Source organism: Pseudomonas sp. 1L-C-7-B-C1, from assembly GCF_057291635.1.
In genome coordinates this window covers 268,137-280,916 of sequence record NZ_JBXAWH010000002.1, presented here as the reverse complement: position 1 = coordinate 280,916, position 12,780 = coordinate 268,137, and the positions used below count along the sequence as shown (strand labels likewise).

10 protein-coding genes and 1 pseudogene are annotated in these 12,780 nt (G+C 63.3%); 6 read left to right on the top strand and 5 right to left on the bottom strand.

Annotated elements, in window-relative coordinates:
- Positions 1 to 9 precede the first annotated feature (9 nt).
- Both AC0Z8Z_RS04525 and AC0Z8Z_RS04520 read right to left on the bottom strand, forming a co-directional pair.
- Positions 10 to 1,308 (bottom strand): MFS transporter, encoded by a 1,299-nt coding sequence (locus tag AC0Z8Z_RS04525; protein WP_205902615.1) that lies wholly within the window; start codon positions 1,306 to 1,308, stop codon positions 10 to 12.
- Between the two features lie 88 nt (positions 1,309 to 1,396).
- Positions 1,397 to 2,146: an SDR family NAD(P)-dependent oxidoreductase gene (locus AC0Z8Z_RS04520; protein ID WP_485618059.1), complete on the bottom strand. Its 750-nt coding sequence runs from the start codon at positions 2,144 to 2,146 to the stop codon at positions 1,397 to 1,399.
- A gap of 221 nt (positions 2,147 to 2,367) precedes the next feature.
- Between AC0Z8Z_RS04520 and AC0Z8Z_RS04515 the strand changes: the two genes are divergently transcribed.
- Entirely contained in the window at positions 2,368 to 3,285 is a 918-nt protein-coding gene (locus AC0Z8Z_RS04515) for a LysR substrate-binding domain-containing protein (RefSeq protein ID WP_485618058.1), read from the top strand.
- A gap of 122 nt (positions 3,286 to 3,407) precedes the next feature.
- The gene (locus AC0Z8Z_RS04510; RefSeq protein ID WP_172611662.1) at positions 3,408 to 4,592 is read left to right on the top strand and encodes a DUF2252 domain-containing protein; all 1,185 of its coding nucleotides are present in this window, start codon (positions 3,408 to 3,410) and stop codon (positions 4,590 to 4,592) included.
- Positions 4,593 to 5,434: 842 nt separating this feature from the next.
- Here the strand turns inward: AC0Z8Z_RS04510 and AC0Z8Z_RS04505 are convergent.
- Positions 5,435 to 6,657: pseudogene (locus AC0Z8Z_RS04505) on the bottom strand (PAS domain-containing sensor histidine kinase).
- A complete protein-coding gene (locus AC0Z8Z_RS04500) occupies positions 6,617 to 7,432 on the bottom strand; it encodes an alpha/beta fold hydrolase (protein ID WP_485618057.1) in 816 nt (271 codons plus the stop codon). Before AC0Z8Z_RS04500 ends, AC0Z8Z_RS04505 begins: the two are co-directional and overlap by 41 nt.
- A 238-nt stretch (positions 7,433 to 7,670) precedes the next feature.
- Here AC0Z8Z_RS04500 and AC0Z8Z_RS04495 point away from each other — a divergent pair, with 238 nt between their 5' ends.
- Positions 7,671 to 8,147 carry a hypothetical protein gene (locus AC0Z8Z_RS04495; RefSeq protein WP_485618055.1) on the top strand — a complete coding sequence of 159 codons (477 nt, stop codon included), beginning with the start codon at positions 7,671 to 7,673 and terminating at the stop codon, positions 8,145 to 8,147.
- Here AC0Z8Z_RS04495 and AC0Z8Z_RS04490 read toward each other — a convergent pair.
- A complete protein-coding gene (locus AC0Z8Z_RS04490) occupies positions 8,137 to 9,066 on the bottom strand; it encodes a polyprenyl synthetase family protein (protein WP_485618054.1) in 930 nt (309 codons plus the stop codon). The two genes, AC0Z8Z_RS04495 and AC0Z8Z_RS04490, sit on opposite strands and share 11 nt — an antisense overlap.
- A 199-nt stretch (positions 9,067 to 9,265) precedes the next feature.
- Between AC0Z8Z_RS04490 and fni the strand changes: the two genes are divergently transcribed.
- The 3 genes from fni to crtY are packed head-to-tail and all read left to right on the top strand — an operon-like array spanning position 9,266 to position 12,779.
- Positions 9,266 to 10,321, top strand: a complete 1,056-nt coding sequence (fni, locus tag AC0Z8Z_RS04485) for a type 2 isopentenyl-diphosphate Delta-isomerase (RefSeq protein ID WP_485618053.1) — start codon at positions 9,266 to 9,268, stop codon at positions 10,319 to 10,321.
- Positions 10,318 to 11,592: a glycosyltransferase gene (locus tag AC0Z8Z_RS04480; RefSeq protein ID WP_485618052.1), complete on the top strand. Its 1,275-nt coding sequence runs from the start codon at positions 10,318 to 10,320 to the stop codon at positions 11,590 to 11,592. The genes fni and AC0Z8Z_RS04480 overlap by 4 nt, the downstream gene beginning before the upstream one ends.
- Positions 11,589 to 12,779 (top strand): lycopene beta-cyclase CrtY, encoded by a 1,191-nt coding sequence (gene crtY / locus AC0Z8Z_RS04475; protein ID WP_485618051.1) that lies wholly within the window; start codon positions 11,589 to 11,591, stop codon positions 12,777 to 12,779. The genes AC0Z8Z_RS04480 and crtY overlap by 4 nt, the downstream gene beginning before the upstream one ends.
- The last annotated feature ends 1 nt before the right edge of the window (position 12,780 follow it).

Here is a 12,780-nt window from a genome sequence, read left to right as displayed (position 1 = left end):
CTCCTTTTATTAGCGATTGACGGACGCGGCGGGGATGCGCAGCACCAGCAGGGCGCCGATGCACAACACGCCGGTGATCAGGTACATGCCGATGGCGCTTGAGCCAGTTGCGGTGGTGATCCAGCCGATCAGGTACGGCGAGCAGAAGCCGGCGAGGTTGGCGAAGCTGTTGATGCCGGCGATCCCTGCGGCGGCGGAAACCCCGCCCAGCAGCGTGGTCGGGAGCATCCAGAACAGTGACGATGCCGAGAGCACACCGGAGGCGGCGAGGCACAGGCTGAGCACCGACAGCAGCAGATTGCCCCCCAGCAACGCCGCCAGCGACAGGCCAATGGCGCCGGCGATCATCGGGGCCACCAGGTGCCAGCGCCGCTCGCGGTGCTTGTCGCCGCTGCGGCCCATCAACAGCATGGCCGCGATGGCGCACATGTACGGCAAACTGGTCAGCAGGCCGATGTGCAGCGGGTCGGCGACGCCGGCGTTGCGAATCAGCGTCGGCAGCCAGAAGGTGATCGCGTACTGACCCATGACCACGCAGAAATAGATGCACGCCAGCAGCCACAGGCGCCGATCACGAATGAACTCCCCGACTGACGCGTGGGTGACTTTCTGGCTGTTGTCCTCGGCAAGCTCCTTGTTGACCAGCTCCTTTTCCTCATCGTTGAGCCAGGTGGCCTGGTGCACGCCGTCCTTGAGGTAACTCAGCACCAGCAGCCCGACGATCAAGGTGGGAATGGCTTCGATGACAAACATCCACTGCCAGCCGGCCCAGCCATGCACGCCGGCGAACTGGGTCATGATGAGCCCGGACAGCGGCCCGCCGATCATTCCCGACAGCGGGATGGCGATGAACCACAGCACAGTCATTCGCGCCCGGCGGTAAGACGGAAACCAGTAGGTCAGATAGAGCAGCAGGCCCGGTGCGAGACCGGCTTCGGCGATGCCCAGCAGAAAGCGCAGGCCATAAAACTGCCAGGCGGTTTCAACGAAAGCGAAGAGGGCGGAGATGATGCCCCAGGAAATCATGATGCGGGCGATCCAGCGGCGAGCGCCGACCCGATGCAGGATCAGGTTGCTCGGCACCTCGCACAGGAAATAGCCGAGGAAGAACATGCCGGCGCCGAGCCCGTACACCGCTTCGCTCAGGGCCAGATCGTTCATCATCTGCAGCTTGGCGAAGCCGACATTCACCCGGTCCAGGTAGGCGCACAGGTAGCACAGCATCAGAAACGGCATCAGCCGCCACGCGGTTTTGCGGTAGGCATTGGTGCGGACGGAAACGACCGCATCCAGTGAGAGGGTAGTCATGATGGTCTGATCTCTTGTTTTTATGGTCAGCTGCGGCTGAAACGTCGATTCAGAACAGCGCCGGCGGCCTCGGCCGGCGCAAAAGGCATCAATGGATGAGCATGCCGCCGTTCACGTCCAGGGTGATGCCGGTCAGGTAGGACGACAGGTCGCTGGCCAGAAACAGTGCGGCGTTGGCGACATCCTGCGCCGCACCCAGGCGACCCAGAGGAATGCCGTCGATGATCGCGTGACGGCGCTCGTCCTGCATCAGGCCGCCGGTGATGTCGGTGTGAATCAGGCCCGGCGCGATGGAGTTCACGCGCACGTTGTCCGGCCCCAGCTCCCGCGCCATCGCTTTGGCCAGGCCCAGTACGCCGGCTTTTGCTGCGCTGTAGTGTGGCCCGCCGAAAATGCCGCCGCCACGTTGCGCCGACACTGACGACATGCAGACGATGCTCCCGGCCTTTTGCTCGCGCATCAGCGGGATCACCGCCTGGGACATCTGCAAGGTGCCGCGCAGGCTGACGTCGAGCACTTTGTCGTAGTCGCCGGGGCGAATGTCGAGGGTCTGGAGGGGTTGGGTGATGCCGGCGTTGTTGATCAGCACGTCGATGCGGCCGAAGTGCTCGATGACCCGCGCGACGGCTTGTTTGACCTGCGCTTCGTCAGCGACGTTGGCGGCGAGGCCCAGGTGACCTTCGCCCAGGGAAGCGGCGGCGTCGCGGGCGGCGGATTCGTCGAGGTCGAGGATGACTACGCGGGCGCCGTGTTGAGCGAAGGTGGCAGCGGTGGCGCGACCGATACCGCGAGCGGAGGCGGCGCCGGTGATGATTGCGATTTTGCCTTGAAGGAGCATGGGCGTGATCTCGTGTGATTATTGTTATGGGCTGGATCAGCAGGAAGCGAACCTCTTCGCTGTCCGAAATCTCCGGCCGGATCAGCTTGTGCTCCGTCCAAGGGTCGAGCAATGACGCAAAAGTCATTGGATGCTGAAAAAAATTCAGCACTCGTCACGCCTTGTTCGGGGTGATTGAATGGCGGTTCCCGACATAACAAGAACTCACCCGGAGCCGGCCCATGAGGCGTATCGACGAAGCACCGGCCAGCGTGCCACCGCTGAAAGCCATTCAGGCCTTCGAGCAGACCGCGCGCTTTGGCAACGTCGCCCGAGCGGCGGAAGTGCTGGACCTGACGCCCTCGGCAGTCAGCCATCAACTCGCCAGGCTGGAAGCGATGATTGGCCGCCAGCTGTTTGTGCGTGCGGCGCGCGGGGTCACGCTGACGCCGGTAGGCGAGCAGTACCTGAAGGATATTTCCGGGTTGCTGCACAGCCTGGCCATCGCCACGGAGCGGGCGGGCAGCGACGTCAGCCTCGACTGCCTGCGGCTGCATTCCTCGCCCAGCTTCGGGCTGCTCTGGTTGATGCCGCGACTGGAGGCCTTCCGGCTGAGCCACCCCGACATTCAGATCAATCTGTCGTGCTCCTATGAGTCGCTGCATTTCAGTCGCGACAAAATCGACGTCGACATTCGCCACGGCGAGCCGAACTGGCCGAGCTTTGAAGTGCGGACGGTGCGCAACGAAACCTTCGCCGTACTGGCTTCACCCAAGCTCGTCGGCCAGCGTGCGGTCGCTCAGGCCTCCGACTTGCTGGACCGCGATTTGATTCTCTCGGAAGCCACGCTGCTGCGCTGGCCCGCCTGGTTTGCCCAACATGGTCTGGCGCGCCCCGAAAAACCTTACGCGCTGAGTTTTGACCGCTCGTACATGACGCTCGAGGCCGCCAGCCACGGCTTGGGTTTTGCACTCGAAAGCACGTTGCTGGCGCAGAAATACCTGGCAAGCGGAGCGCTGGTCGAGGTGGCGCCCGAAGCGCTGTCAGCCCCGGTCGCGGCTCATCATCTGGTGTTCCCCAAAGCCCACTCCGGATTTCCCCGGGTGCGGCGCTTTCTCAAATGGATGGAGGGGGAGTTGGGGCATGGGTTTGTGTTCTGAGGGCAGTCGGCGGAGGTGGATGATTTCTGTCATCACAACGCGTCATCCCAAAATCGTGAAACATTCCGCAACATTTCCCTTCGTGGTGAGTCAACGCTACATCTCCCTGCAAAGAATTCTTCATGAAGACCCCTCGACCCACCGCCCGTATCAAGCCGCTCAATGAATTACGTAATCTGAAGATGGCCCGCTCGGCCCATGCGTATGTACGCGGCAGCACGGTGCAGTTTTACGAATGGCTGCACAGTCAATCGGGCCGGCGTCTGCCCAGCGGCCCGCCGGTGTGGATCTGCGGCGACTGTCACGCGGGTAATCTCGGGCCGACCGGGGATTCCAAAGGGCGCATCGACATTCACATCCGCGATCTGGATCAGACGGTCATCGGCAACCCGGCCCATGACCTGGTTCGGCTGGCGCTGTCTCTGGCCACCGCTGCCCGGGGGTCCGACCTGCCGGGCGTCGCCACCGCGAGAATGCTCGAAGAGATGATGCAGGGTTATGAGCTGGCGTTCGAAGACGGCGCCGATGAGGAGCCCGCGCGCCCCGCGCAGGTGAAGGCGGGCATGCGCAGCGCGGTGCAGCGGACCTGGAAGCACCTTGCTCAGGAGCGCATTGAAGACACGCGGCCGACCATTCCGCTGGGCAAGCATTTCTGGTCGCTCTCCCGCGACGAGCGTCACGGCCTGAAAGACCTGTGCTCGACGCCGGAGATTCATGCGCTGGTCACTTCGCTCAAAGGCCGTTCGAAGGATGATCGCGTGGAGATGCTCGACTGTGCCTACTGGGTGAAGGGGTGCAGCTCGCTGGGCCTGCTGCGTTATGCGGTCCTGTTGAGCGTGGGCGATGACGAAGATCAGGAATATTGCCTGCTCGACGTCAAGGAAGCCGTCGCTGCCGCCGCACCGCGCACCCCTCGCGCGGGCATGCCCCGAGACAACGGCAAGCGCGTGGTGGAAGGCGCCCGGCATCTGTCTCCGGGCCTCGGCAACCGCATGCTTGCGACGCGCATGCTCGATCATGGCTTCTTCGTTCGCGAGCTCCTGCCCCAGGACATGAAGCTTGAGCTCGATCAACTGAGCGAACGCGAAGCCATGAAAGCGGCCGGTTACCTGGCCCGCGTCGTCGGTCTGGCACACGCCCGGCAGATGGACCTCGCCACGCGCACCTCGTGGATGCGTGACCTGCAGCTCAACCGCTCGCAGACCCTCGATGCGCCGTCGTGGCTGTGGAGCAACGTCGTGCATTTGGTCGGCAGCCACGAGCAGGGCTATCTGGAGCATTGTCGGCGGTATGCGCTGGAGAATTGATTAGCACCATATGCATTCCCGGCTAAAGCCGGTCCCACTATGGGCACGCGGTCGTTCGGTGGGACCGGCTTTAGCCGGGAAGAGGCCAGTGTGGGCGCCATCAATTTTGCAGCGTGACCGCTGACGCTTTCCCGGTTAAAGCCAGTCCTACAATGCGTACGCGGTCCCACTACGGGCACGCGGTCGATTAGTGGGACCGGCTTCAGCCGGGAATAGGCCAGTGTGAGCGCCATCAATTCTGGATCGTGCCTGCCGACGCCTTCCCGGCTAAAGCCGGTCCCACTATGGGTACGCGGTCGATTCGTAGGACCGGCTTCAGCCGGGAAGAGGCCAGTGTGAGCGCCATTCATTTTGCAGCGTGAATACCGACGCCTTCCCGGCTAAAGCCAGTCCTACAATGCTACGCGGTCCCACTGTGGGCACGCGGTCGATGAGTGGTACTGGCTTCAGTCGGGAAGAAACCAGTGTGAACACCATCAATTCTGCAACGTGCCTGCCGACGCCTTCCCGGCTAAAGCCGGTCCTACAATGCGTACGCGGTCCCACTATGGGCACGCGGTCGATTAGTGGGACCGGCTTCAGCCGGGAATAGGCCAGTGTGAACACTATCAATTCTGCAGTGTGACTGCCGACGCCTTCCCGGCTAAAGCCAGTCCTACAATGCCTGCGCGGTCCCACTGGGGGGACGCGGTCGATTCGTAGGACCGGCTTCAGCCGGGAATAGGCCAGTGTGAGCGCTATCAATTTTGGATCGTGCGTGCCGACATTTTCCCGGCTAAAGCCGGTCCTACAATGCGTACGCGGTCCCACTATGGGCACGCGGTCGATTAGTGGGAGCGGCTTCAGCCGGGAAGAGACGCTTCACCTGCACGCCGCGGCAGCCTTACCGTGAAGGTTGTGCCTTCTTCCGCGTCGGACACCACGGATACATCACCACCATGGGCCCGGGCAATTTCGCGGACGATGAACAGCCCCAGACCCACGCTGCGCAGGTCCGCATGGACGTCCGCGCCGCGGGTCAGCGGCTCGAAGAGGCGGGTGCGTTGCGCTTCGGGAATAACCGGGCCGAAGTTGTGCACGCTAATCGACACCGTCCCGACGTCCAGCGCAGAGGTAATGGTCACGGGTCTGGCATTGTCCCCATACGCCACGCTGTTTGCCGTGAGATTGCCGATCACCTGAAACAGACGGTCGTTATCCAGGGCCACCAGCCCGCTGCCGTTGGAGCGGTGCGCCAGCTCAGCACCCGGGAAGGCGACGCGCAGTTCATCAACGCAATGGCCGATGAAGGTGCGCAGGTCGACCTCTATAGGGTTGACGCTGATGCCGCGCCCGACCCGAATCACCGTCAGATCGAGCAGGTCGGCGATCATCCGGGTGGCGCGCTGCACCGAATCCCCGACGTGCTGCAACAGTCGGCTTTCCTGCGCCGTGCGTTGACCACGAGCGAGCAGGTCGGTGGCCATTTTGATCCCGGTGAGGGGGTTTTTCAGGTCGTGACTGACGATCGCCACCATCTGCTCGGCAAACGTCGCGCGCCGTTGAGCGGTTTCGTAAGCCTCGCTGAGTTCGGCCTGAGCCCGACGCAACGCGGCCTCGCGGCGATTTTTTCCTGCAGCAGGTCCTCCGCCGCCTTGCGCGCCTTGAGCAATTCGCGCTCGTATTTGTCTCGGTCAGCGGTGCCGAAAAAGGCCAGCTCGTTGTAGACCTTGCCTTCATGCTCCCGGCGCACGCCATTGAGCAGCATGATGATCTGGCGACGGTCGCGGTGAACGATGCTTAATTTCACCTCCGCCACCGAGCCCTGCAAGCGCATTAATGGCGCCCAGTGGGTCTGGTGGAAAATGCGCCCGCCGACCGTGAGCAGATTCTGGAAAGGCATGCCGCTCAACTCGGCGTCGGTGTAGCCCAGCCAGTCGCAGAAGGTGCGATTGGCGCGCAGAATGCGCCCGTCTTCGTCGGTGACGACCAGCCCGCAAGGGGCGCCTTCGAACAGCTCGAGGAGGTCCGGCGCTGCGACGACGTCACTCGCCACGGACGGTCGCCCACGGCCTGAGGAAGTCATCCATCGAGTCTGAACAGGCCGCCGGCGCACTCAGGTGCGGACAGTGCCCGACGTTGTCCACCAGACTCAGCGTGCTGTTCGGCAACGCAGCACGCAGGTATTCACCCACGGCAACCGGGGCGATCATGTCATCGGTGGATTGCAGGATCAGCGTCGGCGTGGTCAGGCCGTCAATGTCCCTGCGGTTGTCCGAGAGGAACGTGACCCGGGCAAACTGCTTGGCGATCTCCGGATCGGTGCGGCAAAAGCTGTTGGTCAGTTCTTCGCCAAGCGCCGGTTGACCCGGCGCGCCCATGATCACCGGGGCCATCGTGCTCGACCAGCCGAGGTAATTGCTGTCCAGCGTATCGAGCAGCGAATGCACGTCCTCTTCGGAAAAACCGCCAATGTAATCGCCGGAGTCAACGTAGCAAGGGGAGGGGCCGATCATCACGTGGGCGGCGATCAGCCCCGGGGTCTGTCGGTCCGCCAATACGCCGATCATCGCGCTGACCGAGTGGCCGACGATGATCACCGGCCCGGTGGCAAATTCGTGGATGAGCTCGGTGAGGTCGTGGGCGTACCCGTTCAGCGTGGCGTATTTGTCCCGGTCGTAAGCCTCGATCGCCGAATTGCCCGCCCCCACGAGATCGTAGAGCACGACGTTGAAGCGGTCGGCGTAATGGGGGCTGAGCAAGCGCCACATGGCCTGGTCGCAGCCAAAGCCATGGGAAAAAATCAGGGTCGCCCGACCGACACCCATGACGTGCACGTTGTTGCGCTGCTGAAGGTTCATTGAGTGTCCGGAAAATAGCGATGGGCGCGAAAGGTGCCGAGCCTCTAGGGTTACAGGGGATAAATCACCTGCAAAACCCATAACAGGCGAACCGCTTTAACCGCTTGCTGGTAAATTGGCGCACGCTTCATGTGTTGAGCCATCATGGGCGCCAGAAAGGCAGATTCGGGCAGGTACTCCAGCCCTTATCCTCGACGCTTGTTTTTGTTCTAACTCTCCTGCTAAAGGGATTTAAACCATGCGGCAATTTGCGGCCCTCGCTCTGTTTCTCAGTCTCAACGCCTTCGCCCAGGACGCACCCCAGCCGGTGACCAAGTGGACGCTGTTGGATCAATTCGACAAGGCCTACACGCTGGACGACCAGGCCCAGGTGTTGTTGATTGCCCGCAGCATGTCGGCGGCGAAGATGGTCAACGCCGCCCTTGAAGAGGGCCCCGAGGGGTATCTGGAGCAGCGCCACGTCGTTTATGTGGCGGACATCGAGAAGATGCCCTCGCTGGTGAAAATGGTGGCAGTGCCCGCCATGCGTTCGGCCAAATACCGCATCCTGCTCGACCGCGACGCCCGGGTCGCCTCGGCCTACGACGGCGACCGCGACACGGTCCAGTGGCTGACGCTGAAAAACGGCGCGGTCGTGCGTCAGGAGCGCTTCTCCGACGGCGAACAACTCAAGCAGGCCATTGCAAAACTGGGTTCGCAGTCCGCTAGCCGTTGAGCGCGGCTTTCTCGAAGATCAGCCGCAGGTAGCCGGCGATGGTGGAGTCGTCGCCGTACACCTCACGCAGGGCCTGCTCGGCGCTGGACAGGTGCAGGGCCAGTTGCCGCTTGACCTTGTCCTCGCCGTACAGCGAAACGAAGGTGGATTTGCCGTCGTCCTTGCCTTGGTCCTTGTCACTGTCGGCGCAGCGGTCGCGCAGATCGTCATACATCTGGAAGGCCTGGCCCAGCTCCATGGCGAAGTTCTGCAGCAGCGGCCGCTGATCCTCCCGCGCGCCGCTGATCAGCCAGACCATGTCCATGATCGCGCCGAACAGCACGCCGGTTTTCAAGTTATTGGTTAAAGCGATCTCGTCCGCGTTACGGCTGCGCTGGCCGTCGCGCAAGTCCTGGAACTGCCCGCGCACCAGACCTTGCATGCCAACAGTGTTGGCCAGCACTTCGACCAACTCGGTTCGAGTAGTGGCGGCCAGATCACTGATGGTGGCAACGACACCGAACGCCCGGCTGAGCAGGGCGATGGCAGTCAGAACCGCCACGTCTTCACCAAACTTCAGGTGGACCGTGGGCTGACCGCGTCGCAGCGCTGCGTTGTCCATGCAGGGCATGTCGTCAAGCACCAGCGACGCGGCGTGGATCATTTCGACAGCGCAGCCCAGGTCCACGGCCTGGCGCCTGATCGTGCGGCTGTTTTCACGGCCGTCCTCGACCAGCCCTTCGGCAGCGAGCACCAACAGCACCGGGCGCATGCGCTTGCCCGGCGCCAACGTCGATTCGCGCATGGCCAGCGCCACCAGGTCACGCTCGTTGCCGGATTCGGGCAGAAGCTCCGAGAGCCGCGTTTCGATGGCCGCCCGGACGTCTCCCAGTAGCCCGGCAAAGCCCGATTTGATTGTTGTGTCGACGTTACCTGCCATCGGTCTTTCCCTATGCTTTAGCGGTAATACTGTTCGTCGCGGACCGGTGAGGGGGTGCGGGGTCGGTCGTCACGGAACAACTGCTGTTTCTAAATGCCTCAAGATACGGCAAAGTTGTACAGGAAAATCGGTTTTGTACAAGATTGCGTCTGCAGAAGACCGTATAGCCGGTTCAATAATTCAGCTGCATGGAGCGAGTATGACTCACAGCGATATGGGTCGTCGAAAAGACGATCACCTCGATATCGTGCTGGACAGGCGCGCCAGCGTGCGTTCTTCCTTCTCCGGACTGGACGACATCCGCTTCGAACACTGCGCGCTGCCGGAGTTGAATCTGGACGACGTTGACGTGAGCAGCTCGCTGCTGGGCATTGCCTTGCGCGCGCCGCTGCTCATCAGTTCCATGACCGGCGGGGCCGACCGGGCCACCGCGATCAACCGTCATCTGGCCGAAGCCGCCCAGGAGTTGGGTATTGCCATGGGCGTCGGCTCCCAGCGGGTAGCCCTGCAGAGCGGCGGTGATCAGGGCCTGACTCGCGAACTGCGGCGTCTGGCGCCGGACATCGCGCTGCTGGGCAATATCGGCGCGGCGCAGCTGATCGAGCCTGACGGCCTGGACATGGCCCGCCGTGCGGTCGACATGCTTCAGGCCAACGCGTTGATCATCCACGTAAACCCTTTGCAGGAAGCGGTTCAGGCTGGCGGCGACCGGCGCTGGCAGGGCATTCTCGACGCCATCCACCGCGTAGTGCTTGATGTCGGCGTGCCGGTGGTAGTCAAGGAAGTGGGCGCCGGCCTGTCTGCCGATGTCGCACTGGCGCTGGTGAATGCCGGTGTGCAGGTGCTGGATATTGCCGGCCTTGGCGGCACCAGTTGGGCCGCGGTCGAGGCCGAGCGCTCGCAGAATCCGGCGGATCGTGAAGTCGCCATGGCGTTCGCTCAGTGGGGCATCCCGACCGCCGTCAGCCTGGCCATGGTTCGTCAGGCGTTGCCGGACACGCCGCTGATTGCCTCCGGCGGCATTCATAATGGCATCGACGTGGCCAAGGCCATTCGGCTGGGCGCGGATGTTGTGGGTCAGGCGGCGGGCGTGCTGCGTAACGCAACGCTGTCCACCGCTGCCGTCATCGAACATTTCGACATCGTTATCCGCCAGCTGCGTATCGCCTGCTTCTGCACCGGTTCGGCTGATCTTCGCGCGTTGCGCAGTGCCCGCTTGCTGGCGCCCAACACCCTGCAGTCGTTGCTGTCATGACGCATTTTGCCGTCGTGGCGCCGGCGTTCTACAGCCACTTTCAGGCGTTTCAGGCCCTGGCCGGAACGTTGATCGACCGGGGTCATCAGGTCACGTTTTTCCAGCAGGCCGATGCACGCCGTTGGCTGACCGATCCGCGCATCGGCTTCCATGCCCTCGGCGCCCTCAGTCATCCGCCGGGCAGTCTTGAAGCGGCGCTGCGCCGTGCCGCTTGTTCCAATAACCCGCTGCGCCTGCGCCGGGTGATCCGCGACCTGTGCGACACCACGCGCATGCTCTGCGCCGAGCTACCGTCGGCGCTGGCGCTGCGGCAGATTGAGGCGCTGCTGTGCGATCAAATGGAGGCGGCCGGCGGCATGGTTGCCGAAGGGCTGGGCTTGCCGTATGTCTCGGTGGCCTGCGCCTTGCCGGTCAACCGCGAGCCACAACTGCCGCTGCCGGTGATGCCCTTTGCCTACGCCACCGATGAGCGCAGTCAGCATATCTTCGAAGGCAGCCGCAAGGTGTACGACTGGTTGATGGGACCGTTGAGCAAGGTGCTGCGCGAGGCTTCACGCCGCCTGGCCATCGAGCCCCGCGACGGGCTGCATGAATGCCTCTCGCCCTATGCGCAGATCAGTCAGACCATCCCGGGTTTCGATTTCCCCCGACAGCATCCGCCCGCGAATTTTCACGCGGTCGGGCCACTGCGGGAGGCTCAAACCGAACAACGGGGCGAATGGCCGATTGACCCGAGCCGGCCCTTCATCTTTGCCAGCCTCGGCACGCTGCAGGGCAGTCGCTATGACATGTTCAAGCGCATTGCCGCGGCCAGCCGACAGCTGAATGCGCAGCTGCTGGTCGCCCATTGCGGTGGGCTCGACCGCCGGCAAGAGCAGCGACTGGTCAAGGCCGGCGCGACCTGGGTGACCGATTTCGCGCCGCAACAATGGGCGCTGCAACATGCTGATGCGGTGGTCACCCACGGCGGCCTGAATACGGTGATGGACGCGATCGTCGCGCGCACGCCGATGCTGGTCATGCCCATCGCGTTTGATCAGCCGGGCGTCGCTTCGCGGGTTACCCACGCCGGGATTGGCCTGCAACTGCGTCGCGGCGCCGCGGCAGGGCAGATCCGCGAAAGGCTGACGCAGCTGCGCGGGTTGTCCACCGAGCCTTTTGATCGCCTCGCAACGGAACTGGCCCGGGCCGGCGGCACGTCACGCGCTGCCGACATTGTCGAAGCCGTGGTGCGCACGGGTGAGCCGGTGCTGGCGGGGTTGGTGCCATGACCTATGACCTGATTCTCGCCGGCGGCGGCCTGGCCAACGGGCTGATCGCCTGGCGTCTCAAACAGCGGCGGCCGGAGCTGCGCGTGCTGTGCATCGAAGAGCAGACGCACCTCGGCGGCAACCACACCTGGTCCTTTCACGAGGGCGACCTCACCGCCGAGCAGCATCAATGGCTGCAGCCGTTGGTCGTGCAGCGCTGGGCGACCTATGACGTGCACTTCCCGCAACGCTCGCGACGGTTGAGCAGTGGCTATGCCAGCATCACGTCGGAACGCTTTGCCGAGGTCATCGAGCCCGCATTGGGCGACGCGCTGCTGACCGGCCGACGCATCACCGAACTCACCCCGAATGGCGTCGTGCTGGACAGCGGCGAGCGGCTTGAAGCCCGCGCGGTGATCGATGGCCGCGGCGTGCAGGCCACGGCGCACATGGTGTTGGGCCAGCAGGCGTTTCTCGGACAGTTGCTGCGCTTGAAGGCGCCCCATGGCTTGACCGCGCCGATCATCATGGACGCCCGGGTCGCGCAAAGTGAGGGCTATCGCTTCGTCTACGTGCTGCCATTCTCAGCCGACACCTTGCTGATCGAGGACACCCATTACGTCGACCAACATTCATTTACTTCTGACCAGCTTCGTCAGCACATCACTGATTACGCCGGGGCTCACGGCTGGGAAATCGCCGAGTGCCTGCGCGAAGAGCAGGGCGTGTTGCCGATCACCCTGGCCGGGGATTTCGCCGGGTTCTGGCGCGAAGCTGCAGGCCAGCCGCGATCGGGTTTGCGCGCCGGGCTGTTTCATTGCACCACCGGCTATTCACTGCCCCATGCCGTGCGGCTGGCGGAGTGGATTGCTGCTCAGCCAACGCTCCATTCCGACTCACTGGACGCAGGCATCCGCGCCATCGCGCAGCGTGCGTGGGAGTCCCAGCGTTTCTATCGGCTGCTCAACCGCATGCTGTTTCTGGCCGGGCGGCCCTCCAATCGCTGGCAAGTGATGCAGCGGTTCTATGGCCTGTCCGAAGGCCTGATCAGCCGTTTCTACGCAGGCCGCAGCACCCTGGCCGACAAGCTGCGCGTGCTGACTGGCAAGCCGCCCGTACCGATCAACGAGGCGGTCAAAGCCGCGGTCCGTTACCTGCCCAAGCATTACCAGGCCAGGCATCACCTGCCTAAGCACAACGAGAATTGAA

Excerpts from the sequence above, each read along its gene's own strand:
- AC0Z8Z_RS04525 (WP_205902615.1), bottom strand. The coding sequence starts at position 1,308 with ATGACTACCCTCTCACTGGATGCGGTCGTTTCCGTCCGCACCAATGCC.
- AC0Z8Z_RS04520 (WP_485618059.1), bottom strand. The coding sequence starts at position 2,146 with ATGCTCCTTCAAGGCAAAATCGCAATCATCACCGGCGCCGCCTCCGCT.
- AC0Z8Z_RS04515 (WP_485618058.1), top strand. The coding sequence starts at position 2,368 with ATGAGGCGTATCGACGAAGCACCGGCCAGCGTGCCACCGCTGAAAGCC.
- AC0Z8Z_RS04510 (WP_172611662.1), top strand. The coding sequence starts at position 3,408 with ATGAAGACCCCTCGACCCACCGCCCGTATCAAGCCGCTCAATGAATTA.
- AC0Z8Z_RS04500 (WP_485618057.1), bottom strand. The coding sequence starts at position 7,432 with ATGAACCTTCAGCAGCGCAACAACGTGCACGTCATGGGTGTCGGTCGG.
- AC0Z8Z_RS04495 (WP_485618055.1), top strand. The coding sequence starts at position 7,671 with ATGCGGCAATTTGCGGCCCTCGCTCTGTTTCTCAGTCTCAACGCCTTC.
- AC0Z8Z_RS04490 (WP_485618054.1), bottom strand. The coding sequence starts at position 9,066 with ATGGCAGGTAACGTCGACACAACAATCAAATCGGGCTTTGCCGGGCTA.
- fni (WP_485618053.1), top strand. The coding sequence starts at position 9,266 with ATGACTCACAGCGATATGGGTCGTCGAAAAGACGATCACCTCGATATC.
- AC0Z8Z_RS04480 (WP_485618052.1), top strand. The coding sequence starts at position 10,318 with ATGACGCATTTTGCCGTCGTGGCGCCGGCGTTCTACAGCCACTTTCAG.
- crtY (WP_485618051.1), top strand. The coding sequence starts at position 11,589 with ATGACCTATGACCTGATTCTCGCCGGCGGCGGCCTGGCCAACGGGCTG.